We start from the raw sequence: 25,086 nt of genomic DNA on the forward strand, positions 1-25,086 counted from the left end.
CATGTTAGGGACTGCCGGATGGTTTCAGGCCGGCGGACAGGCAACAGACAGGCCGGAGGCCGTGCAGTATTTGGCATGGATGTCCGGCCGGACATGAAGGAGTATAAGAGATGAAAAGAGTATTGCTGAAATTAAGCGGCGAGGCCCTTGCAGGGGACAAAAAGACCGGATTTGACGAGGCTACCTGCATCGGAGTCGCGCAGCAGGTGAGAAAGCTGACGGAGGAAGGATACCAGATCGCAGTGGTGACCGGGGGCGGCAACTTCTGGAGAGGGCGTACCAGCGAGACCATTGACCGGACGAAGGCGGATCAGATCGGGATGCTGGCGACGGTGATGAACTGCATCTATGTATCGGAGATCTTCCGGTATGCAGGGATGAAGACAGAAGTGTTTACTCCATTTGTATGCGGGGCGTTTACATCGCTGTTTTCCAAGGACGCCGCCGTTGCGGCTCTGGAAGAAGGAAAGGTGATCTTTTTCGCAGGGGGCACCGGGCATCCTTATTTTTCCACGGATACCGGCGCGGTGCTGCGGGCAGTGGAGATTGAGGCGGATGCCATGCTTCTGGCAAAGGCCATCGACGGAATCTATGACAGCGACCCGAAGGTGAATCCGGAGGCGAAAAAGTACGATGAGATTTCCATCCAGGAGGTCATCGACAGGAAGCTTGCGGCGGTGGATTTGACTGCGTCCATCCTCTGCATGGAGAATCGGATGCCCATGCTGGTATTCGGGCTGAATGAGGAGGAGAGCATCGTCAGGACTATGAGCGGAAGCTTCACAGGGACAAAGGTTACGGTTTAAAGAAGGACGAGGCATGCGCTGCCAGGGAGGGACGGCGGCGGGTGCGGGGACCGGATAGATATCAAAAAACAGGAGGACAGGAAGATGGATGAAAAATTAAAGGGATACGATGAAAAAATGACGAAGACAATGAAGAATCTGGGCGGAGAACTGGGCGCGATTCGTGCCGGCCGTGCAAATCCGCATGTTTTGGACCGAATTGTGGTAGACTATTATGGTTCCCCGACTCCCATCCAGCAGGTAGCCAACGTTTCCGTACCGGAAGCGCGCATGATCCAGATCCAGCCATGGGAGAAGAATATGCTTAAGGTGATTGAGAAAGCCATCCAGGTATCGGACTTAGGAATCAATCCGACCAACGACGGTTCCACGATCCGCCTGGTATTTCCGGAGCTCACCGAGGAACGGAGAAAAGACCTGGCAAAGGATGTGAAGAAGAAAGGCGAGGCGGCAAAGGTGGCCATCCGCAACATCCGCCGGGACGGGAACGACGCATTTAAGAAGCTGAAAGGGACAGAGGTTTCGGAGGATGAGATCAAGGATCTCGGAGAAGAACTTCAGAAGCTGACGGACAAGTATATCAAAGAAGTGGACAAAGAGGTAGAGGCAAAGACGAAAGAGGTTATGACGGTATAATTATGGTATCGGCGTGCATGATATCAGGATAGTATCGGAGCTGACGGGGGATTTGAGAGATCTGTGTATGAGTGGGACATGGTATCTCAGTCCCCTTTTGCTGTCAGGCTCAAGGAGGGAACAAAGATGAACGTACCGCAGCATGTGGCAATCATCCTGGACGGGAATGGCCGCTGGGCGAAGTCAAAGGGGATGCCCCGGAACTACGGGCATGCCCAGGGGAGTAAGAATGTGGAGCGGATCTGCGAGGAAGCGTGGAGGATGGGGATCAAATACCTGACCGTCTATGCATTTTCCACGGAGAACTGGCAGCGCCCGAAGTCGGAAGTGGACGCGCTCATGAAGCTGCTCAGAAATTATATGAAAACCTGTCTGAAAACGGCGGAGAAGAACGACATGAAGATCCGGGTCATCGGGGATATCGGGCCATTGGATGCGGATATCCAAAAGAGGATCATGGAACTGGAGGAGGCAAGCCGGGACAACGGCGGATTGAATTTCACAATCGCTTTGAATTACGGGAGCCGGGATGAGATGATCCGCGCGGTGAAACGGCTGGCGCAGGATTGTGCGGACGGGAAGGTGAAGCCGGGGGAGATTGACGAGAAGCTGTATGCTTCCTACCTGGATACCTGTGAGCTTCCGGATCCGGACCTGTTGATTCGGACAAGCGGGGAGCAGAGGCTGTCCAATTACCTGCTGTGGCAGCTTGCCTATTCGGAATTTTATTTTACCGACGTTCCCTGGCCGGATTTTACAAAAGAGGAATTGATCCGTGCTATTGAGCATTATAATAGTAGGGAGCGGAGATTTGGCGGAATAAAGGAGGAACGGGATGTTTAAGACAAGGCTTCTGAGCGGAATCCTTCTGGTCATCATAGCTCTGGTCACGATCATATCAGGAGGTTCCGTGCTGTGGGCAGTGGTTACCCTGATCAGCCTGATCGGGATGCGGGAACTATATAAGCCCTTCCATATGGAAAACGAACTGCCGGGGATATGCGGCTATCTGTCTGCAATCCTGTATGACATTCTGCTGTTTGCCTTAAACGGCGGATTTCTTCCGGGAGAGTCCAGAGACTGGTTTATGGGCCTGTTTATGGCTCTGATCATCTCTCTGATGGCGGTCATGGTATTTTCCTATCCGAAATACCATGCGGATCAGTTGATGGCGGCATTTTTCGGGGTATTTTACGTGGCTGTCATGCTGTCCTATATCTATCAGATCCGGGGCCTGCCGGGAGGCGCCTATACGGTGTGGCTGGTGTTCATCTGTTCCTGGGGGTGCGACACCTGCGCCTACTGCGTGGGAATGCTGATCGGGAAGCATAAGATGGCACCCAGGCTCAGCCCGAAAAAATCCGTGGAGGGCGGGATCGGCGGCATCGCAGGGGCGGCCCTGATCGCCGTGCTCTATGCATTGGCCATCAACCATTGGGGAAATGCAGGGGTCAGTGCAGCATCTTTTGCAGTGATCGGCGCGGCAGGCGGGATGATCTCCCAGGTGGGGGATCTGGGCGCTTCCGCCATCAAACGGATTTACGGAATCAAGGATTACGGGAAGCTGATACCGGGGCACGGCGGGATACTGGATCGGTTTGACAGCGTGATCTTTACGGCGCCGATTATTTATTATCTGGCAGTGCTGATATCTTAGGCTTAACAACAATTTTCTGCGGAAAAGGGCAAAGCTTTAGAAGCGTGCTTTTCTGGTTTATTCAGGTTCAGTTTGTTACAGAAGAGGGGAACGGGTTATTATGAGGAAAATAGCGATTCTGGGTTCCACCGGTTCGATCGGAACCCAGACACTGGAAGTCGTAAGGGAAAACGGGGATCTTGAAGTCCTGGCTGTGGCCGCAGGCAGCAATATTACGCTGCTGGAAGCGCAGATCCGGGAGTTTGGGCCGAAGCTTGCCGCGGTATGGACGGAGGAAAAAGCCCGGGAACTGAAAAGCCGCATCCGGGATCTGGATGTAAAGGTGGTATCCGGTATGGAGGGTCTGCTGGAAGCGGCGGCCATGCCAGGGGCGGAGATCCTGGTCACGGCAATCGTGGGGATGATCGGAATCCTTCCCACCATAGAAGCGATCAAAGCGGGCAAGGATATTGCGCTTGCCAATAAGGAGACGCTGGTCACGGCGGGACATATCATCATGCCTCTGGCAGAAAAATACGGCGTGTCCATCCTTCCGGTGGACAGCGAGCACAGCGCCATCTTCCAGTCACTCCAGGGGGGACAGAAACAGGCGCTGCACAAAATCCTTCTGACGGCGTCCGGAGGCCCTTTCCGGGGGAAGACTTGGGCGGAGCTTTCAAAGATCCAGGTGGAGGATGCCTTAAAGCATCCCAACTGGGCGATGGGCCGCAAGATCACCATCGATTCTTCTACGATGGTGAACAAAGGGCTGGAGGTTATAGAGGCAAAATGGCTCTTCGGCGTCAGCGTGGACCAGGTGGAGGTCGTGGTGCAGCCCCAGAGCATCATCCATTCCATGGTGGAATATGTGGACGGGGCGGTGATCGCACAGCTTGGGACGCCGGATATGAAGCTGCCCATCCAGTACGCCCTGTACTATCCCCAGCGTAGGTATCTGCCGGGCCGGCGTCTGGATTTTTCCATGCTTTCCCAGATTACATTTGAGAAGCCGGATATGGAGACGTTTTACGGGCTGAGGCTGGCCTATGAGGCAGGCAGGAAGGGGGGCTCCCTTCCCACGGTTTTGAATGCGGCGAATGAAGCCGCGGTGGCCATGTTCCTGGAGCGCAGGATCGGGTATCTGCAGATTCCGGAAATGATCGGGTACTGCATGGAACGGCATCAGAATATTGCAGATCCTACAGTAGAACAGATCCTGGAGACAGAGCAGGAGACGTATGCGTATATTGCCGGAAGAGACTGGCAGAAGCCGTGAGGATTCAAAAAAATGAAGAGGTGGTAATATAAATGGGAATTGTCATAGCGATACTTTTGTTCAGTGCAATCGTCATCTTCCATGAGTTGGGACATTTTTTGCTGGCAAAGGCAAACAAAATACAAGTGGATGAATTTTCACTGGGTTTGGGCCCGACTTTGTTTGGAAAAGTAATCGGGGAAACAAAATTTTCTCTCAAGCTCCTTCCGTTCGGCGGGGCATGTATGATGGGAGAGGACGAGGCCGATGATATGTCAGAGGGCAGCTTTAACAGCAAGCCTGTCTGGGCAAGGATCTCCGTCATCGCTGCAGGTCCCATATTCAACCTGATTCTGGCCTGGATACTCTGTGTGATCCTGGTTGCCTGGGTGGGATACCGGGCTCCGGCAGTCGGGGAAGTGTCGGACGGCTACTCCGCCAAGGAGCAGGGCATACGGGCCGGCGACACGATCACGGAGATTAACGGGAGGCGGATCTACCTCTGGAATGAGATCACCCTTGCCAACCTGATGAACACCGAAGGCGGAGAGATGGAGATTACCTATCTGCGCGGCGGGAAGGAAACCACGGTCGTTTTAGAACCCCGTGCCCTGGAAGGAGACCTGAATAAAAGGCTCGGCATCACCAGCACGGCGGAGTCTGTAAGGCCAGGTTTTTTTGGCTCCCTGCAGTACGGCGCCTATACGGTACGGTATTGGATCAATTATACGATTGAATGCCTGAAAATGCTGGTGGGCGGAAAGGTAGGCATCCAGGATATGTCCGGCCCGGTGGGGATCGTGGATGCGGTAGACGAGACTTACCAGAGCTCCAGATCCGCAGGAATCAAGATCCTGATACTCAATCTGATGAATTTTGCCATTTTGCTGACCGCCAACCTGGGGATCATGAACCTGCTTCCCATCCCGGCACTGGACGGCGGGCGGCTGGTGTTTCTCTTCGTGGAAGCAGTGCGCGGGAAACGGGTGCCGCCGGAGAAGGAAGGCATGGTGCATTTCGCAGGGCTGGCAGTGCTGATGGTGCTGATGGTTGTGGTGATGTATAATGATATTATGAGGCTGTTCTGAGGAAATTAGTGCGGGGAAACCTGGGAAATACAAAAGCTGGAAGTTAGAATTTCCAGTTTTTTACGACAATGAGTGGGGAAAAAACTATGGTTTATTCCCCACTCATTTACATTCTTCATTCTAAGAAAAATCCAAATCAATTCACAAAAAATATCCGTTATCTATATAAAAACAACACAAATCAAACATTATTTTCTGCAAATCACCGAAATCATATTAGCACATCGAACATTTTTTTTCAAGACCTTTTGGGGAATAAACCATAGTTATTTCCCCACACGATTGCCCTGAAAATGCAGGATTTAAAGGGATTCTAAAACCGGGCGGCAGGAAAAAGAGCAGAAGCAGATGCACAGACAAATGCCACATAATCGGAATGTCTTTATGGGCTGTCTTTGATTTTTTATGCCATATCCCGCAGCTTTGAGAGAAAGCCGGGCATCCTGTGGGCTGCCAGCCAGCAGAAATGCGAAGAAGCAAAGGAGCAGATGATGTGGTATGTGATACAGACGAAAACAGGCCAGGAAGAACCCATGCGCCAGCGGGTGGAACGGATGCTTCCGGAGGATTCCTTTGAGGAATGCAAGATCCTGTATTACGTAAAAAAGAAGAAATACCTGGGAGAGTGGCATGAGGAGCGGGAGCGTCTTCTGCCCGGATATATGTTTTTGGTGACAGATGATCCAAAACCCGCAGGCGAAGCGCTTAACCGCATTACTGAGTATACAAGGCTTCTTGGAACCGGAAGTAAGTTTTGTCCGATCCGGCCGGAGGAGGAAGAACTGCTCATCCGGCTGACCAACGGGAAGGATGAAATCGGAATGTCCTACGGTGTGATCGAGAGCGGAATCTTAAAGGTTCGGTCCGGTGTGCTCACCGGAATGGAATCCAGGATCAAGAAGATCGACCGCCATAAGCGAAAAGGATTTCTCAGCATGCGGCTGGATGACAAAGAAAAGCTGGTGGGCGTCGGCCTGGAAATCACGGAGAAGTCATAATATGTGGTATGTCATACAGGTCTATACCGGCCGGGAGCTGGAGATTGCCCGGCAGTGCCGCGAGAGAGTGATGATCGAAGGCGAGGATGTATTTGTGCCGTTAGCGGAACGGTGGACGAAGATCCGCGGAGAGCGGACGCTGATCACATCCAGATTGTTTCCCGGGTATGTGTTTATTGAGACGGATCAGATCGAAGATTTTCATAGGCGCTTAAACCGGATCTATGCGATGACGAAGGTGCTCAGAACCGGAGAAGCCATGACACCCATCCATCCGGAAGAGGAAGCGTATCTGAGGAGGCTTGGCGGAGACGGGCATGTGGTGAAATATTCGGAAGGATATATGGAAGGGCAGAAGCTGGTAGTAACTTCCGGGCCTCTGAAAGATTTTGAAGGAAAGGTGAAGAAGATCCTGCGGCATAAGAGGCTGGTGGTGATGGAGGTTCCATTACTTGGACAGGCTGTGGAAGTGACGCTGGGGCTGGGGGTTGTGGAGAAAAAGGAATAAAAAAATGTTCGTTTGACTTTCCGGGAAAAAATTCCAGAGACAGGTTTTGGTATAGAGTGGGTTTTATATATGAAATTACCGAACGCATTTGACGTTTCGCGCGCTGTGCATGAGGTGATGGACACAGTGGGATCAGATTCAGAATCAAAAAATTCTGAAATGGCGAAGCATGTCCTTTTTTTGGTTAAAAAGAAAAAAAGCTTAAATACGTTTTTTGGCAGATAGGGTGGTACATCGTGGAAAAAAAAGATGGGAAAAATACCGTCAGAAATTTAATAATGTCAGGTGCGGTTTTGTCTGGATTGTATACAATAATACACTTCATGGCAAAAAAAAGGATTCGTTCGGAAGAAATTGATGAAGGAAATCCATATCTTGCTTCGCAGGACAGTCTTGGTGAGGTGCATAGAACACCAGATTGTGTTTCCGGTTTTTATGAGAACTCTGTGAAACCTTTGCTGGACAAAATCTTGGCATTTGCAGGTCTGGCTGTACTTTCCCCGGTTTTTGTCTTGATATCACTGGCCGTATACATGGACGATCCGGGGCCTGTTTTTTTTACACAGAAGCGTGTGGGAAAGGATAAACATTTCTTTGCGCTGCATAAATTCAGGTCCATGAAGATGTCCGCGCCCCATGACGTTCCGACGCACCAGCTTTCTGATCCGGAACAATATATCACAAAAGTGGGAAAATTTCTGCGGAGAACAAGCCTGGATGAACTTCCTCAGATCTGGGATATTTTCTGCGGAAAAATGAGTGTGATCGGCCCCAGGCCGGCGCTGTGGAATCAGGAGGATCTTGTGGAGCAAAGAGAACTCTATGATGCAAATTCGGTCCTGCCCGGTCTTACGGGGCTGGCCCAGATCAAAGGCAGGGATGAGCTGGAGATCACAGATAAAGCGAAATTAGATGGTGAATATGTGAAGATTTTGAGACAGGGCGGATTTAAGGCCCTGTTTTTTGATGTAAAATGTTTTGCCGAAACGATTCAGAGTGTATGGAACTCTGACGGTGTAGTGGAAGGCGGTACGGGAGAAAAGAACAGGAGATGTGCTGTGGAAGAATTTGAGAAAATAAGTACAGAGAAACACCGCAGGTTAGGCAAAACGGATATCAGCCTTTCACCTCTCGGATTCGGATGCGCCAGTGTTTGGGGGAAGGATATGATCTCTGACCAGCAGGCACAGGATTTGTTTGAAAAGGCTTATGAATTGGGAATCACATATTTTGATACCGGACACAGCTATGGAAATGCTGAAGAGCGTATAGGAAAGATTTTAAAAACATCGGAGATTGTCAAACGGGAGAAGATTGTGATTTCTACGAAATTCGGCACCCGGAATGTAAACGGCAGGCTGGTTCATGATGTCTCTCCGGAATGGATTCGGGAAAGTGTGGATATGAGTCTTGGCCGTATGGGGATCTCTTACATAGACTGTCTGCAGATCCACGGTCCGCAGATCAGCGATTTTACAGAAGAACTGTACGGTGTTTTGGAGGAACTGAAAGAACAGGGAATCGTGAGGGCTGTCGGAGCAAATTCTTTTGATACTGAAGTCCTGGAATTTATCTGCAGGGAAAAGCGGCTCGATTTTGTTATGCTGGATTATAACATTATGCGCCGGGACAGGGAGGAATTGATACAAAGGCTGTATGATAACGGCATAGGTGTAGTGGCCGGAGCGGCACTGGCCGAATCCCTTTATTCCAATCGTGTATTTAAGATCCGCGGAAAAAAGGATATCTGGTATCTCGCACGGGCGATGAAAAATTTCCGGAAGCAGCTTTTTGGCGGGTGGAAATACAGATTTATCAACCAAGTGGACGGCGTGTCCGGATCTCAGATCGCACTTGGGTATGTGCTGGATAATCCGCTGATTTCCTCTGCGGTCTTCGGAACGACAACGATGCGGCATCTGGAAGAAAATGCGGGAGCAGTTGGGGTTGAGATGCCGGCAGGGGTGTTGGAGAGGATTCGGTCAATATAAATAGAAAAAGTCAGGTGGTTCAGATTTGAAAATTTTAGTTACAGGTGCAAATGGATATTTGGGAAAAGGTGTTGTAAAACAGCTTTTAGATGATGGGATGCATGTAATTGCTACGGATTTTAGAGATAATTTGATTGACAAAAGAGCGGAGATAAAAACTGCAGATTTGTTCCATCTTCAAGATCCCTATTCATATTTTTCATGCCCGGATGTGCTTCTGCATATGGCTTGGAGGGATGGCTTTGTCCATAATTCTGTAAACCATATTCATGATCTGCCCAGCCATTATGAATTTATACGAACCATGATAGAAGGCGGAGTAAAACGCGCGGCAGTTATGGGGTCCATGCATGAGGTGGGATTCTTTGAAGGGAGCATTAATGAATCTACGCCCTGCAATCCACAGAGTCTGTATGGGATCAGTAAAAATGCACTCAGAAGACTTGTGGAGCTGAAATGCAGAGAATGCGGAACTGTATTTCAGTGGCTGAGAGGATTTTATATAGTAGGAAACACAGCGGACGGGTGTTCCATATTTTCCAAAATTGTGCAGGCAGTTCGTGCCGGAAATCAGGAATTTCCGTTTACAATGGGACTGAACCAGTTTGATTTCCTGGATTATGATGTATTCTGTAAATATGTGGCAGATACAGTTGAACAGGGGCGGGTTGACGGAGTTATAAATATCTGTTCGGGACGTCCGGAGAAACTATCCGACCGTGTGGAACGGTTCATTCATGAGAACCAGTTTAAAATCGTATTGAAATACGGGGCATTTCCGGACAGACCATATGATTCCAAAGCTATATGGGGGGATGATTTAAGAATCCAAAATATTGAAAAAGAAAAGGAATTTAAAAATGTCTGTGAGTGAGGCAAAAAGGAAAGGGCTGACAGGGAAGAAAATTTTATTCTTCTCTCCAGCCTTTTTTGGGTATGAGGATAAAATAAAGAATAAAATGCTGGAATTAGGGGCAGAGGTAGATTCCTATGATGTGAGGTCTGTAGTCAGTGCATTTGAACGCTCCGTACTAAAGATGAACCAAAATATTTTTAAGCGCAGAACAGAGAAGTATTATGCAAAAATATTGTCTGGGATTAAAACGAAAAAATACGACTATGTGTTTTTTATAAAATGTGACATGCCTACGGAGCGCATTTTGAAGATCTTTCGAAAATGTTTTAAAAATGCAAAATTTTGTCTGCATATGTGGGATTCAATCGAAAATATACCGGGAATTGAAAATAAATTTAAGTATTTTGACTTTATCAGCAGCTTTGATCGTTTAGATTGCGAAACATATCCGGAGCTGCATTTTAGACCTCTGTACTTCTGTGATGAATACAGAAGAGAAGAAAAAAGAACGGAAGAATATGACTATGATCTTTGTTTCATAGGAACAATCCATTCTGACAGGTGGAAGATTCTAAAAGAATTGAAACGACAGTCAGAAGAGAAAAATCTTCGCATATTTTATTATCCTTATCTCCAAAGTAAATTTATTTATTATTTTTATCGTTTTATAAAACCAGAGTTTTGGGATTCAACTATAGATGAATTTTATTTTGAAAAACTATCCGGTGATATGATTTCTAAAAAAGTGGATAAGTCAAAAATCGTAATCGATATCCAGCATCCCAGACAGAACGGACTGACAATCCGTACAATCGAAATGATAGGTATGAATAAGAAGATGATTACAACAAATCAGGATATCCGGAATTATGATTTTTATAATCCGGAAAATATCTGCATTCTTAATAGAAGGAAACCTGCTTTGAATATGAATTTTAAATCGGATTATATGACTCTGGATAAGGCGCTTTATAATAAATACTCACTTGAATCTTGGATATACGAGGTGCTGGGAAATGAGAAATAAATATACCTTCAGCGAATTTTTAAAAACAGTATATTCTCTTATGCTGACTAAGCTGACGATACCGCAGGCTCGATTGATCAGGCGGCCTGTTTATATTCGGGGAGGAATGTTTGTGGGAGGCAGAAATTTGACAACGGGCCGTTGCTGCAGATTTGATCTTTCAGCAAAAAAACAGACATTAACTATAGGAGTTGATTGCGAAATCGGTGATTATACTCATATTGTAGCTCATGAGAGAGTAAAAATCGGAAACAATGTCCTGTCTGCTTCGAAGGTATTTATCAGTGATACAAATCACGGTTGTTATAAAGGAGAAGATTCAGATCCCCCTGCAATATCCCCGAATAAAAGGAGGATTGTAACAGAACCAGTAAAAATTGGTAATAATGTCTGGATTGGTGAAAATGCTGTGATTATGGCAGGAAGTGATATAGGAGATGGATGCATTATAGGAGCGAATGCAGTCGTAAAGGGAAGTTTCCCGGAAAATAGCATGATTGCCGGCGTTCCTGCCAAAATCATTAAAGTATATGATTCATCCACTGGAAGTTGGATAAAAAGGGAGTATAGCAATGATTAGTGTTGTGATTCCAATGTACAATAGCAAAGACACCATTTTCGATAGTATTGATTCTATAATTAACCAATCCAGATATGATCTGATAAGGGAAATTATTGTTGTAGATGATGGATCAACAGATGGAAGCAGCCAATTTGTTTCGGAACATTATGCCGAGAATAAGAAGATAAAAGTAATCAGGAAGAAAAACGGAGGGGTCTCATCAGCAAGAAACGCAGGGATTCAATCTGCACTATCGGAATGGATTGCTTTTTTAGATTCTGATGATATTTGGCTTGATGAGAAGATAAGAGTACAGTGGGAAGCAGTGACCGCACATCCCGAAATTATGTTTATCGGCAGCAATCGGAATAAGGAGAATATCCATTGGGGAAGAAAATATGATGATAAAAGGAAAATATATTCGATTGATTTAACGCATTTGTTGATTAAAAATTGGCCGTCACCGTCTTCTGTTCTGATAAAAAAAGAACTATTGAGTATTACAGGATTATATGATGAAAGTATGCACTATGCAGAAGAGGGAGATTTATGGAATCGGATTGCAATACTAAATGAATTATATTATATAGCAGATATTTATATTATAACAGGAGCCCAGAAGATATCATTTGGAGAAAGCGGGCTATCAGCTAATTTGAAAAAAATGTATCAAGGCAATATAAGAAATATAAAATTATTAAAAGAGAGAAATAAAATATCGTTTAAATTTTATATATTTTTAAGAATTTTTTATGGAATTAAACAAATCAGGAGAATTGTAATCATAAAATGGATAACAAAATTTCGAAAGAAAAAATAAAAATTTTGCATGTAATAGGAACATTGCAAATTGGAGGGGCAGAAAATACCGCAATGAATTGTTTTAGATTCATTGATAGAGATAAATACAGTGTAGATTATCTTGTATACGATAATGAGAATAGCCCATATACAAAAGAAGTTATTGAGCTGGGGGGAAGAGTAATCCGAAAAAATGTATTACATAATAGAGTCTATTTACAAAAAGTATTAATGGATGTAATGAAAGATTATGGGCCTTATGATATTGTTCATTCGCATCTTATGTTTCATAATGGGTATGTCATGAGAGCGGCAAAAAGATGTAATATAAAAAAAAGAATCAGTATGGCACATTCTACAAGTGATGGACGTTGTAAGCTCTCTATTTTGTCTTTCATATATAGAACATATATGAGAAGCATAATCAGAAGAAATGCAACACAATATCTGGCCTGTGGGAAAAAATCAGGGGAGTATCTTTACGGAAAAAAATTTTTTGCAAAAAAAGGAAGCATAATTAAAAATCGGATTGATGTAAAAAAATTTGCTTATAATAAGGAGATGCAAGTTTCTTTAAGAAAACAGCTTAATATGGATAACGAAGTAGTATTTCTTATTGTAGGACATTTGATTCCATTAAAGAATCATTTGTTTGCTTTTCAAGTCTTTAAAGCTATTAAAAATGAAATTCCGAAAAGTAAGATAATCGTTTTGGGGGACGGGGATGAAAAAAATAAATTGGAAGAGTGGGTTGCCCAAAATAACCTGAATACGGATATTATTTTTTGCGGAAATGTAAAAAATGTAAATGAATATATGATTGCAGCCGATTTTCTATTTATGCCTTCACTCTATGAGGGATTTCCGGTGACCCTGGTTGAAGCTCAATCAGCAGGTTTAATGTGTTTTGTTTCTGATCATATAACAAAGGAAATAAAACTAACTAATTTAGTTCGCTTTATTTCAATTGACGAAGGAATAGACCCTTGGGTAAGAGAGATAAAAAGATGTTTGCATTATACCAGAGAAAATAAAATAGATGCCATAATTAATCAGAATTATGATCTCTCAGATTTAGGAGATGAATTAGAAAGATTATATCAAATATAAGAAGTAGCAACATTATAATCTTAATAATAGTATTTATCAAAAAAGGGTATTTAAAACGAAAGAAATAAGGATGGGAAAATGGGAATTAATATAAAGAAAATGAAAGTATTAACTGCATATATAATATTTTTTATACTCCAAAACCTGTTTTTATGTATTATGAGAAATCAAAAATTTGAAATATGGATAAAATTTCTGGCCGTTTTTTCTGTTTTTTTATTTTTAATAGATACCATTTTTTTTATTATACTAGGGAAAAAAATATTTAGTGTCGGATACATATTTGTAGCATTGTCTTTTCTGTTTCATATGGGACAAGTTATACTACATGCTTTTTTCAAAGATTACAACTATATTTCTGCAGATTTTATAAAGATATATCCGGAACAACTAACAAAAAGTGCATTATTATTTTCATTAAATATTATTCAAATAGTAACCTTTTTTATACTTCTATCTACATATTCTAAGATAAAAAGAGAAAGGATGAATCCAAAATTTAATAAGATTAGTAATACACAGCTAAAATTAATTGGATGGATTATGTGTATTATTACTGTACCAATGAAATTTAGATATATAAAAGCAGCAATCGATATAGTTCAAGACGAAACTTATGTGAGTTCCACAGTAGAAGGTTTTAGTGGTGTATATATTCAAATATCAAATTTTTGTATTATAGCTTTTGTCATACTTCTTTTTGCATACAGTTATAATAAAGTGATGCAAAAGATTATTTTATTTCTTTCATGTTTGTTTTTTGTATGGAGTATGCTCTCTGGAGGAAGAATTTATGGCGTAATATCAATTTTGATCCTTCTACTATGTTATATCCGTATTAATGATATAAAAATCAATTTTATAAGTATTACGGTAATGTGTTTTTTTATGGTGGTTTTTTTACAGCTTATCACTACGATTTCTTTCATCCGGACAACACACGAGTTTAATATACCAAATTTAATACAATATGCTTTCAATCCTTCAAACAACTTTTTGCTAAAGATGTTAGATGAATTTGGTGGCACAGTAGGAACAGTAATTTTTACATTTGATGAGGTTCCACGTTATCTTGATTTTCATAATGGCCAAAGTTATATAAAAGCTTGGATGCTTGTTGGTTTCAATATTAATGGTATTTTGAATCAAATAAGCAAAGAGATTTCTTATACCTTGTTATTTTCTAATAGGTTTCATCTGGGAGGAAGCTACATTGGTGAATTATACTATAATTTTGGATTTTTTTCTTATGCTTTTGCTCCTCTAGTAGGTTTATTTATAGGAAAAATCTCTGAAATGAGCGATTATTGTTTAGAAAATAAACTTGTAATAGAATTTGCAGTACTGGTTATGCCTGTTTATGGAGCTATCTCTTGGGTAAGAGGTTATTTTGATTCTTTTACCAGATCATTTGTGTGGGGAACAGTATTTATTTTATTTTTGTATTTTGTGTGCAGACGAATCAAAATAAGTGATTTAAAAAGAAAACTGATAGGTATATAAAAGCCATAGGAGAATGAAATGGAGAGTCCATTAGTTAGCGTAATAATTCCGTGTTATAATTGTATAAAATATGTTGAAGAAGCCGTAATGTCAATAGTAAACCAAACATATCAAAATATGGAAATTTTGATTACCGATGATTGTTCTTCGGATGGTACATATGAAATACTAAAGAAACTTGCAAAATTAGATAAAAGAATAAAACTATATAGAAATCAAAAGAATGAAAAAATAATTGAGACATTAAATAAAATGATACATAAATCTAAGGGTAAGTATATAGCAAGGATGGATTCAGATGATATTTCCGTATTGACACGTATTGAAGAACAAGTGTCTTTTTTAGAAATTAATTCGGATATAGATTTTTGTGGAACAAATTGTATTCATATTAACAATAAAGGAAAAATAATTGCACACAAAGAGTTCCCAGGGAAAAGTCAACAGATACAAAAGCTGATAAAATATGGAAATATATTTGCTCATCCCACAATTATGATAAGATCAGTACTATTGAAGCAATGCCGCTATAATCCAGAATTTATACACGCTGAGGATTATGAATTATGGTGTCGTCTTATATATGAAAAAAAGGCAAATGCTGCAAATTTACAAAAATATTTATTAAAGTATAGAGTGACGAAAGGGCAAATATCCCAGAAGTACGAAACAGAGCAGAAAGAGCATACAGCGAAAATAATGCAAAAATATAGTGTGACGAATATGTCAGATATTGAAATTCATAAAATGATATTCTGTACGATCAATAGCAAGAAGGTAATACAATTTGAAGAAATCAGAGATTATACAAAAGTGGTTTATGAAGATATAAAAAAGAGTGAGTTTAATTTATCATATCCTTTTATGGCAAAATTGCTGCTATTCTTAAGAAATAATTGTATAAAGTTATTTATGTATTATTTATTTACTCCTATTGGAATTAGAACTACATTAAAAAGAATAAGGACAAAACTAATATGATACAAATGTTATTGGAACTTTTAAAAGTTTTTTTACAAAAGATAGGAGTATACTATAAATATCAGTTTATTATTAAAGGAGAAAAATATAAAGATATATATTTAAAGTACAAAAATGAAAAAAAGATATATTTTTTTCTGACTCCAACATATGGTAATTTAGGTGATCAGGCAATTGAAATAGCAACTATAGAATTTATCAAAAAGTATTTTTACGAGTATTCTATTATTAATATCCATTTGCAAGAGACTTTTTATAAAATGAAAGCAGTCCTTAGAACGATAGATCCAAAAGACTTGGTTTTTATTCAGGGAGGAGGTAATTTCGGAAATCTTTATAAGAGTGTTGAGGTTTCCAGAAGATTTATCGTCAGAAAAATTAAAAAAAATACTATTATTATATTACCGTCTACGATTTATTTCACAAATAGTCTAAAGGGAAAAATAGAGCTAAAAAGATCACAATATATATATAATAAGAATCATCAACTAGTAATAACTACTAGAGAAAAATACTCATATTCTTTTTCTGAAAAATATTTTGATAAATGTAAAAATATCATGTTTCCAGATATGGTATTTTTTTTGGCAAATAGATATAAAAAAGCATTTGAAGAATTGTCTAGAGATCGAATATTGATTTGTTTTAGAAAAGATACTGAAAGTGTGATTGAATCAGATAGAGATTCTCTTATTTCTCATATATATAATCTATATGAAGGAGTTCACATTATTGATACACAATTATTTAGAAGTATAAGTGATAATATAAAAGGAATTGAAGTAGAATCTATGATTAAGGAATTTAAAAGTGCTAAACTGATTATAACAGATCGGCTTCATGGCTTGATTTTTTCCATAATAACAAATACACCTTGTATTGTTCTACCATCTTTAGATAATAAAATTAAAGGTACATATGGTTGGGTGGAAAAAGAACCGCAAATTATATTTCTAAAAACAGAAGAAATTAATAATTTAGATGAAATAATAAAAAAGATGCTAAAAATCAAGAGTATACCTATTTCAAATTATAATTATATTTTTGATGAGTTTGGAAATGAAATTAAAGCATTAAGTGAGGAGTGATAGATTATGGAATACAATGGGATAAAGTATTTTATTGGATGTGGTGTTCCAGTCAATGTTTGCAATTTTCGTTGTGGGTATTGCTATCTGGGGCAGCATCCACATCCATACGAAGGTGGAATTATTCCATTTATTAGAACATCTAAGTATATTTCAGATTATTTTTCAATTGAAAAAATGGGAGGTCCTTGTTATTTTAATTTTTGTGGAAATGGAGAGACACTTTTACATCCTGAAATCATTGAATTGGTGATACGACTCATTAAAGAAGGACATTATTGTGACATTATTACAAATGGAACTTTATCTAAGAAATTTGATGAAATTGTTTCAAATATAGAACTAGAGTTTGGGGCACACCTACTGATTAAGTTTTCATTTCATTATATTGAATTGAAAAGAAAAGGACTATTAGAAAAGTTTGTAGACAACGTAAACAAGATGCGTGATAATGGAATTTCTTATTCTGTGGAAATTACTCCATATGACGATTTGATTCCATATATTGAGGAGATTAAGAATTTTTCTATTAAGAATTTTGGAGCTTTTCCACATTTTACAGTGGCACGAAATGAAGAAACTAAAAATATAGAGCTCCTTACAAGTTTGAGCAGTGATGAATATAAAAATACTTGGTCATCATTTAACTCTCCGATGTTCGATTTTAAAAGTAATATTTTTGGGGTTAAACGGAATGAATTTTGTTACGCAGGATTATGGAGTATACAGCTTAACCTGGCCACGGGTAATTATTCGCAGTGTTATGGTGGAGATGTATTAGGTACAATCACAGATTTTGATAAACCAATTAATTTTAGAGCAATTGGTAAATGCAGACAGCCGCACTGTTTTAATGGACATGCTTATCTGACATATGGGGTAATTCCGGAACTATCAACACCAATGTATGTTGATATGCGGGATAGAATTTCAGATGATGAAAGACATTGGTTACAACCAGAAACTATCCGCTTTTTTTCGACTAAACTTTCTGAATCACATCCCAAATTAACAAAAAAACAGAAAAAAAATATTTTGCGAATGCGTAATTTATATAAAGGATATACATTATTTATAAGAGGAAAGTCATTTTTTGAAAGAAAAATAAATAAAAGAAGGAATAACTCTTTTGAATGAAAGATATAAAATATATATATAAAAATACATTGGTAACTCTACTTTCGCAGATAATTCGTATTCTACTCGGATTTATTTTACAAAGAGTATTTATAAATACTCTAGGAGTTAAATATCTTGGATACAATTCTGTATATAGTAATATTTTACAAATGCTTAATTTGGCAGATTTAGGAGTTGGAGTAGCGGTTACCAGCTTTTTATATAAACCACTAGCCGAGAATAATAAAACTAAGATTAAGGCTTTAATGTATTTATATAAAAAAATTTATTTTATAATTGCTTTTGTAGTGTTACTTGCTGGTTCATTAATTACAATATTAATACCAGCTATTATAAAGGATGCTGAATGTAGCAACTATTATTTAAGAATTTATTTTATCATTAATTTAGTGGCAGTTGTAAGTACTTATTTTTTTTCATATAAGCGTACGTTATTGATTGCTGAGGAAAAATCATATTTTACAAATTATGTGGATATGATACTGAATATTATTTGTTCAGTAGTTCAAATTATTGCACTCAATATTTTTTCGGATTTTGTTATATATTTGGTTATTAATGTCATAAAAAATATAATATCAAATTTGATAATATCAAGGGAATGTGACAAAAAGCACATATTTTTAAAAGGAAATATTGCTCAGGATGAAGTGGAAAAATATAAAAGAGCGATTGGAATATATGTAAAGGATTTATTTATATCCAGAATAGGGGCATATATTTACTATAGTACAGATAATATAATCATTTCTATTTTTAAAGGTTCACTTTTGGCTGGATATTTGTCAAATTACACACTTGTTACTACATCTATTCAATCAATTGTAACACAACTTTTTAGCGCTTTACAAGCAACATTTGGAAAACTAATTGTGAAAGAGAATAGTTTAGAAAAACAAAAAGAAATAGTGGATGAATATTTTTTTATAAACTATAATGTATCAAATATATGTGCTCTTTGCAGTTGTTTTTTGATACAACCATTTATAATGTTGTATATTGGAAAAAAATATATTTTGAACGACTCTACTATTTTCTTCTTAAGCATTAATTTGGGACTTACGTTATTATTAATAATACCATCTCAAGTATTTATAGTCTATAATCTATATAAATATGACAAACAAATAATAGCATTATCAGCTTTTATGAATATTGTGATATCCTCAATACTGGTAGAGAAAATAGGAATTGATGGAGCTCTCATTGGAACACTGATTACTTCATTAATTTATTTGTTTGGGCGATTATTTATTATTTCGAGAAAAATTTTTGATATCCCATACCGATATTATATAAAAAAAATTATTTTATGGATAATTAATAGTAGTACGGGATTTGTTGGATGCTATTTTGTTTATCGGTTAATTGATATTACATCTTGGACAAAATGGATTATATCTGCTTTTATTTATCCTATTTTAGTTGTTTTTATATCAATATTTATTATGCATAGATCAAAAGAATATATAATATTTCAAAAAATTATTTTACAAAATCTAGTAAAAATAAGAGGAAATAAAAGGTTTAAATAGCTATTATCAAGCAGAGATTAAGGTTTAACTGATTCATACAGAGGGAGGCTATGAAACATACTATGCGGATAAAACTTTATTTCATGATTTTGTGTATTGTAATTTTGTTCAGTGGATGTAGAAATGCAACCGTAGAGGATTCCAATATAGATACAGTTTCAGAAAATAGTAATGAGCTCATTATAAATATGACGGATTATAAGGACATACGTGCCTGCTTTGATTATGTTTATTCAATGGGAGATAAATACGAGAAATATTATGTTGAGGTTCCAGAAGGAGTTTACAACACGGAAGAGTTATTTACGGAGGAAGAGTGGAATAACGAGGGAAAAGATGTAGGATGGAACTATTATTATGGGCTTACTATACCAGACAATTGTTATCTGGTGGGTATCGGAGCTGTTGATAAAATAGTATTCCAAAACGGAGGGAGTAAGCCGGATTCAGACGTAAAATCACCTTTGAATTTTAAAAATAGTGGAGGTATAGAAAATATTACGGTTAAAGCAAAGGGGTGTAGATATGCGATCCATGATGATATGGCTTGGAATGCGGAACATTATACAAGAATAGTCAGAAACTGCAAGATTATTGATAATGGATCTACAATAAAAGCAGCATATGGAAGTGGAATTTATGGAGACTGTGATTTTTTCTTTTATAATACAGAGTTTATAGCATATGGTGATGCCTATCCTTTTTCGCTTCATAATACTATTGATCAGAAAAAAGTTGGGAATATTACATTTATAGGCTGTACATTTAAGGGAAATAATAAAGGCTGTGTATTTCCAAGCCTTAGTCCACTATCTGCAAAAACATATATAACAATGATTGGGTGTAAGGTGGATAATATTCTTTTTTCAGAAATACCAGATAACAGTGGAATTGCTTTTGAATTAAGTGGTGGCGGAAACAGCGAATGTAGTATAGAAGTAAAAAACTCAGATGGGAAAAAGTATGAATTTAGTTTTGCTGATGATAAAGAAGAAAAAATTTCAGAATAAAGATAAATTCATTCTGCTTATGTCAATTGATTTTTTAGGAGAAAACAAATGCTGTTTAATTCAATACAATTCTTAATATTTTTTCCAGTTGTAATTTTATTCTACTTTGTAATACCAGAAAAAATCAGATATTTATGGTTATTATTTGTAAGCTATTTTTTCTATATGTGCTGGAATGCCAAATATGCATTACTTATACTGTTTTCAACAGTTATTACATATTTTAGTGGATTGATTATTGAAAAAATCAAAGCACAAAAATGGGAAGACAGGAAAATAATTAAATATAAAAAATATTGTGTTATCGGGAGCTTTATATTAAATCTGGCAATTCTATTTTGGTTTAAATATTTAGAGTTTATGATACTGAATCTAAACCGTATGTTGAATGTGTTTCACTTTGAAATACATATTCCGACAATTGATATAATACTTCCTGTAGGAATATCATTTTATACTTTTCAAGCTCTAAGTTATACCATGGATATTTATAGAGACAAAATACATGCTGAAAGGAATCCGTTTCGATACGCATTGTTTGTGTCTTTTTTTCCACAACTGGTTGCTGGCCCAATTGAACGTTCAGAAAATCTTTTAAGACAGTTAAAAATACCAACCCGATTTAGTGTAAAAAATGCAGAGTATGGATTATTGACAATGGCTTATGGTGTATTCCTAAAAGTAGTAGTTGCCGACAATCTTTCGCTCTTGATCGACCCTGTTTATTACAACACAAATGACAGTAGTACAATAGCACTTACAACAGGAATGATTCTATTTGCATTCCAAGTATATTGCGACTTCCAGGGATATACCCAAATAGCAATTGGAAGTGCACGGATATTAGGGTTTCAGTTAAATGAAAATTTCAATTCACCGTATTTGGCAAAAAGTATAAAAGATTTCTGGGGACGTTGGCACATTTCATTGACATCATGGTTTAGAGATTATTTATATATTCCTCTTGGAGGAAACAGAAAGGGAAAATTCAGAAAGCAGATAAATACAATGCTTGTTTTTTTATGCTCTGGTTTATGGCATGGAGCTTCATGGCATTATGTGATTTGGGGGGGGGCAAACGGAATTTTCAGTGTTCTGGAGGATGTACTAAAGCCTTACTATCATAAAATGATAGCAAGACTTAAAATAAATGAAAGAAACGTATTATGGAAAGGTTTTCGGACTATAGTTACATTTGCCATGATTGATTTGACATGGCTCTTCTTCAGAGTAAATTCTTTTCGTGAAGGAATTGGTATTTTGAAAAGGATTTTTGCTGAGTTTAGAATCAAGTGGTTTATATCAAGTGGATTTTTTAATGTGTTTGGAACAACTTATAACTTTGTGATCATTGCGGTTTCATTGTTATGTGTAATGATTATTGATATATTGAATTATAATGGAATTGACGTGAGAAAGATCATTTTTAGCCAACAGATTATATTTAGATGGATCATCTATTGGATGATTTATCTGATCATTATTTATTGGGGGGTATATGGGACAGGATATGAACAGACACAGTTTATTTATTTCCAATTTTAGAGAAAATATTTTATTTATGCTGAAAGTATTACTGTTTATACTAATAGCAATAGCATATTTTGCTTATATTATGCCTCAGTATGCAGGGGCATATACAGCATCACTAGAAGATAAAGTGGAACGTTTAAAATCTATTGATGAAGCGAAAATTGTGTTACTTGGAAATTCGAATCTTGCTTTTGGCATTAACTCAGAAATGATAGAAGAGGAACTTGAGATGCCAGTGGTGAATATGGGATTCCATGGGTCGGCTGGCAATGTATTCCATGAAAGAATGTCAAGATATAATGTTACAGAAGGAGATATTTATATTATATGTCATACGGATTTTGCTGATGATGATACAATAAGCGACGCTGCACTTTGCTGGAGTGCTCTTGAAAACCATATAGAATTATGGAAGATATTGCGGACTTCGGATTTCTATCGTATGTTGAAAGCTTTTCCGGTATATCTCAAAAAGTGTTTAAGCTTATATATTGAGGATTCTGGAAATATAGATCCTGGAATTGTATATGGAAGAGGAGCATTTAACAAATATGGAGATGTATGTCTGCAGCGCGAAGGTGGCAATTATACTTTTGAAAAAAGAGTTGAACCACCAAAAATAAATGCAATAACGATAAATCGAATCAATGAATTAAAAAAGTGGATGGATGAAAGTGGCGCAACGCTGTTGGTAGCTTCTTATCCTATTGGAAAAGGAGAATTAACAGCAGATGAGAATGAGTTTGTGAATTTCCAAAGGGATTTAGAACAGAAACTTGACTGTGAAGTTATATCACAATATACAGATTATATGTATGAGTACAAATATTTTTATGATTCAGAATATCATTTGAGCAGTGAAGGAGCTGATATGAGGACTGCACAATTGATAGAAGATATTAAAAATTGGAAAAAATGGGAATATTAACTTTACTTCATTTACGGGAGAGAAAATGGAAAGCTACGATAAAATTATTATTGGTGCGGGACTTTATGGTCTATACTCAGCTCTGTTTTGTTGTGAAAGAGGTCAGCATGTGATTGTACTGGAATGTGATCCGACACCATTTAGAAGAGCTACATATATTAATCAGGCAAGAGTACATCAAGGTTATCATTATCCCAGATCTATTTCCACGGCAATGAAGTCAGCAGGATACTTTGAGAGATTTAATAAAGATTATACATTTTGTATAAATAAAGAATTTGATCAGATCTATGCAACTTCAAGTCATTATTCATGGTCAGATGGAAAACAGTTTTATGAATTCTGTAAAGCAGCAGATATTCCATGCAAAGAACTTCATCCTGGCAATTATTTCAAAGATGGCATGTGCGACGGGGTATTTAAAACTAGAGAATATACGTATGATGCGATGATTCTAAAAGATTATTTAATTGAAAAGCTGGAGGAATACCCAACATCTGTAGAAATCAAATATGGGGTCCGGATTATCAGTATAGTTAAAGACATAGATTCGTTTAAAATTTATACTGCAGATGGGTCTTCATATAAATCGGATTTTGTACTGAACGCAACATATGCTGGAACAAACCAGATATTGGATATGGTCGGATTTGAGAAATTCAGGATCAAGTATGAATTATGTGAGATTATTTTATGTGATGTGAATGAGAGATTGAAAAATATTGGTTTTACTGTTATGGATGGTCCGTTTTTTTCAATTATGCCATTCGGCAAGACTGGTTTTCATTCTTTGACATCAGTTACTTTTACACCACATACAACAAGTTATGATGAAGTACCCGTATTTTCCTGTCAGGAAGCATCCAAAGGAAATTGTTCGCCGATCCATTTGGGGAACTGTAATGACTGCCCGGTAAAACCGGCCACTGCTTTTCCATATATGGCTAATCTGGCATGCAAATATATACTTGATGATTATAAGTTTCAATACAGAAAGTCATTATTCTCGATGAAACCGATACTAATGAGTTCTGAAATTGACGATTCAAGGCCAACGGTGATTAGAAAATATTCCGAGAAACCAACATTTATTGGTATTCTTTCAGGAAAAATAAATACGGTATATGATTTAGATGAGGTACTAAGTGATGACCAATAAAGAAAAAAACTTTGCTTCGGCGGTGGTTTATATTCACAATGCTGAAAATCGAGTGGAAATTTTTCTGACGACAATAATGGAAGTCATGGAAGAGAATTTTGAGCATTCAGAGATCATTTGTGTAAATGATTCGTCTGACGACAATTCATTAAATTTAATTAAAAAAGTAAGTGTTCTTGCATCAACGACGAGCATTTCTGTGATTAATATGAGTTATTTTCATGGGTTAGAGCTCTCCATGAATGCAGGAGTGGATATGTCGATCGGAGATTTTGTTTTTGAGTTTGATAATACATATCTGGATTTTGCTTCCTCTGTTGTAATGGATATCTATCATACATTACTTAAAGGATACGATATTGTGAGTGCTTCGTCCGATAGAAAAGAAAAATTTACATCCAAGATATTTTACAAGGTGTTTGATAGATATACAGATCTTTCGTATAAGATGACAACGGAAAGCTTTCGCGTATTGAGCCGAAGAATGATTAACAGAATCAGTTCAATGAATAAGACAGTTCCATACAGAAAGGCAATATATGCCAGTTGCGGACTAAAAACGAATAACATCAAGTACAAGTCCATTGATCACGCTATAGTACTATCAGATAAGAAAGAGCATAAATTCAGATTTGGGCTGGCAGTAGATTCCCTTATTTTGTTTACAGAGGTGGGGTATAGTTTTGCAAAAATAATGACGGTGTTCATGATGCTTATGTCTATATTTATGACATTATACTCTATTATGATATATGCAACATCAAACCCTGTGGCAGGTTGGACAACAACGATTTTGTTTTTGTCTGTAGCGTTCTTTGGAATATTTGGAGTACTCACTATCATAATAAAATACCTACAGTTATTAGTTAATCTGGTATTCAAGAGAAAGCACTACAGTTTTGAGAGCATAGAAAAGCTGACAAAATAGAGAGGTG

The 25,086-nt window shown here is 38.2% G+C and carries 24 protein-coding genes; all 24 read left to right on the forward strand.

The annotated features are described in order from the left end of the window. The first annotated feature begins 110 nt into the window (after positions 1–110). On the forward strand, positions 111–806 hold the full coding sequence (gene pyrH / locus EBB54_RS08035; protein ID WP_004079480.1) for a UMP kinase: 696 nt from the start codon (positions 111–113) through the stop codon (positions 804–806). Between the two features lie 84 nt (positions 807–890). Further along, the gene (gene frr, locus EBB54_RS08040) at positions 891–1,442 is read left to right on the forward strand and encodes a ribosome recycling factor (RefSeq protein WP_004079478.1); all 552 of its coding nucleotides are present in this window, start codon (positions 891–893) and stop codon (positions 1,440–1,442) included. A 78-nt stretch (positions 1,443–1,520) separates the two neighbouring features. Beyond that, positions 1,521–2,285 (forward strand): isoprenyl transferase, encoded by a 765-nt coding sequence (locus tag EBB54_RS08045; protein ID WP_279229992.1) that lies wholly within the window; start codon positions 1,521–1,523, stop codon positions 2,283–2,285. Continuing rightward, entirely contained in the window at positions 2,278–3,099 is an 822-nt protein-coding gene (locus EBB54_RS08050) for a phosphatidate cytidylyltransferase (RefSeq protein WP_125127030.1), read from the forward strand. Before EBB54_RS08045 ends, EBB54_RS08050 begins: the two co-directional genes overlap by 8 nt. Positions 3,100–3,199: 100 nt before the next feature. Next, positions 3,200–4,354: a 1-deoxy-D-xylulose-5-phosphate reductoisomerase gene (gene dxr / locus EBB54_RS08055; RefSeq protein WP_125127031.1), complete on the forward strand. Its 1,155-nt coding sequence runs from the start codon at positions 3,200–3,202 to the stop codon at positions 4,352–4,354. Positions 4,355–4,386: 32 nt separating this feature from the next. Next, entirely contained in the window at positions 4,387–5,421 is a 1,035-nt protein-coding gene (rseP, locus tag EBB54_RS08060) for an RIP metalloprotease RseP (protein WP_125127032.1), read from the forward strand. Positions 5,422–5,816: 395 nt separating this feature from the next. Then, positions 5,817–6,419 carry an antiterminator LoaP gene (gene loaP, locus EBB54_RS08065; RefSeq protein WP_125127033.1) on the forward strand — a complete coding sequence of 201 codons (603 nt, stop codon included), beginning with the start codon at positions 5,817–5,819 and terminating at the stop codon, positions 6,417–6,419. Between the two features lies 1 nt (position 6,420). Further along, entirely contained in the window at positions 6,421–6,927 is a 507-nt protein-coding gene (loaP, locus tag EBB54_RS08070) for an antiterminator LoaP (RefSeq protein ID WP_125127034.1), read from the forward strand. Positions 6,928–7,250: 323 nt separating this feature from the next. Next, positions 7,251–8,918 (forward strand): aldo/keto reductase, encoded by a 1,668-nt coding sequence (locus EBB54_RS31570; RefSeq protein ID WP_125127035.1) that lies wholly within the window; start codon positions 7,251–7,253, stop codon positions 8,916–8,918. A 25-nt stretch (positions 8,919–8,943) separates the two neighbouring features. After that, positions 8,944–9,792 (forward strand): NAD-dependent epimerase/dehydratase family protein, encoded by an 849-nt coding sequence (locus tag EBB54_RS08080; protein ID WP_125127036.1) that lies wholly within the window; start codon positions 8,944–8,946, stop codon positions 9,790–9,792. Then, entirely contained in the window at positions 9,779–10,801 is a 1,023-nt protein-coding gene (locus EBB54_RS08085; protein ID WP_125130670.1) for a CgeB family protein, read from the forward strand. The genes EBB54_RS08080 and EBB54_RS08085 overlap by 14 nt, the downstream gene beginning before the upstream one ends. Further along, a complete protein-coding gene (locus tag EBB54_RS08090) occupies positions 10,791–11,381 on the forward strand; it encodes a DapH/DapD/GlmU-related protein (RefSeq protein WP_125127037.1) in 591 nt (196 codons plus the stop codon). Before EBB54_RS08085 ends, EBB54_RS08090 begins: the two co-directional genes overlap by 11 nt. Next, the gene (locus tag EBB54_RS08095; protein ID WP_125127038.1) at positions 11,374–12,183 is read left to right on the forward strand and encodes a glycosyltransferase family 2 protein; all 810 of its coding nucleotides are present in this window, start codon (positions 11,374–11,376) and stop codon (positions 12,181–12,183) included. Before EBB54_RS08090 ends, EBB54_RS08095 begins: the two co-directional genes overlap by 8 nt. Continuing rightward, entirely contained in the window at positions 12,153–13,274 is a 1,122-nt protein-coding gene (locus EBB54_RS08100; RefSeq protein ID WP_125127039.1) for a glycosyltransferase, read from the forward strand. Before EBB54_RS08095 ends, EBB54_RS08100 begins: the two co-directional genes overlap by 31 nt. A 78-nt stretch (positions 13,275–13,352) precedes the next feature. Further along, positions 13,353–14,777 (forward strand): O-antigen polysaccharide polymerase Wzy, encoded by a 1,425-nt coding sequence (gene wzy / locus EBB54_RS08105; protein WP_125127040.1) that lies wholly within the window; start codon positions 13,353–13,355, stop codon positions 14,775–14,777. Positions 14,778–14,795: 18 nt separating this feature from the next. Further along, positions 14,796–15,758, forward strand: coding sequence for a glycosyltransferase family 2 protein (locus EBB54_RS08110; protein ID WP_125127041.1), 963 nt, complete (start codon positions 14,796–14,798; stop codon positions 15,756–15,758). A gap of 5 nt (positions 15,759–15,763) precedes the next feature. Further along, positions 15,764–16,846 carry a polysaccharide pyruvyl transferase family protein gene (locus EBB54_RS08115; protein WP_162307113.1) on the forward strand — a complete coding sequence of 361 codons (1,083 nt, stop codon included), beginning with the start codon at positions 15,764–15,766 and terminating at the stop codon, positions 16,844–16,846. A 6-nt stretch (positions 16,847–16,852) separates the two neighbouring features. After that, the gene (locus EBB54_RS08120) at positions 16,853–17,983 is read left to right on the forward strand and encodes a radical SAM protein (RefSeq protein ID WP_125127043.1); all 1,131 of its coding nucleotides are present in this window, start codon (positions 16,853–16,855) and stop codon (positions 17,981–17,983) included. Further along, a complete protein-coding gene (locus tag EBB54_RS08125) occupies positions 17,980–19,521 on the forward strand; it encodes an oligosaccharide flippase family protein (RefSeq protein ID WP_125127044.1) in 1,542 nt (513 codons plus the stop codon). The genes EBB54_RS08120 and EBB54_RS08125 overlap by 4 nt, the downstream gene beginning before the upstream one ends. Before the next feature lie 50 nt (positions 19,522–19,571). After that, the gene (locus EBB54_RS08130) at positions 19,572–20,531 is read left to right on the forward strand and encodes a hypothetical protein (protein ID WP_125127045.1); all 960 of its coding nucleotides are present in this window, start codon (positions 19,572–19,574) and stop codon (positions 20,529–20,531) included. Positions 20,532–20,579: 48 nt separating this feature from the next. Next, positions 20,580–22,076, forward strand: coding sequence for an MBOAT family O-acyltransferase (locus tag EBB54_RS08135; RefSeq protein WP_125127046.1), 1,497 nt, complete (start codon positions 20,580–20,582; stop codon positions 22,074–22,076). Beyond that, positions 22,030–22,992 carry a hypothetical protein gene (locus tag EBB54_RS08140; RefSeq protein ID WP_125127047.1) on the forward strand — a complete coding sequence of 321 codons (963 nt, stop codon included), beginning with the start codon at positions 22,030–22,032 and terminating at the stop codon, positions 22,990–22,992. The genes EBB54_RS08135 and EBB54_RS08140 overlap by 47 nt, the downstream gene beginning before the upstream one ends. A gap of 25 nt (positions 22,993–23,017) precedes the next feature. Continuing rightward, the gene (locus tag EBB54_RS08145; RefSeq protein WP_125127048.1) at positions 23,018–24,151 is read left to right on the forward strand and encodes an FAD-dependent oxidoreductase; all 1,134 of its coding nucleotides are present in this window, start codon (positions 23,018–23,020) and stop codon (positions 24,149–24,151) included. Then, positions 24,141–25,079, forward strand: coding sequence for a glycosyltransferase (locus EBB54_RS08150; protein WP_125127049.1), 939 nt, complete (start codon positions 24,141–24,143; stop codon positions 25,077–25,079). Before EBB54_RS08145 ends, EBB54_RS08150 begins: the two co-directional genes overlap by 11 nt. Positions 25,080–25,086: the final 7 nt, after the last annotated feature.

This window comes from Schaedlerella arabinosiphila, assembly GCF_003885045.1.
GTDB classification, from domain to species: domain Bacteria; phylum Bacillota; class Clostridia; order Lachnospirales; family Lachnospiraceae; genus Schaedlerella; species Schaedlerella arabinosiphila.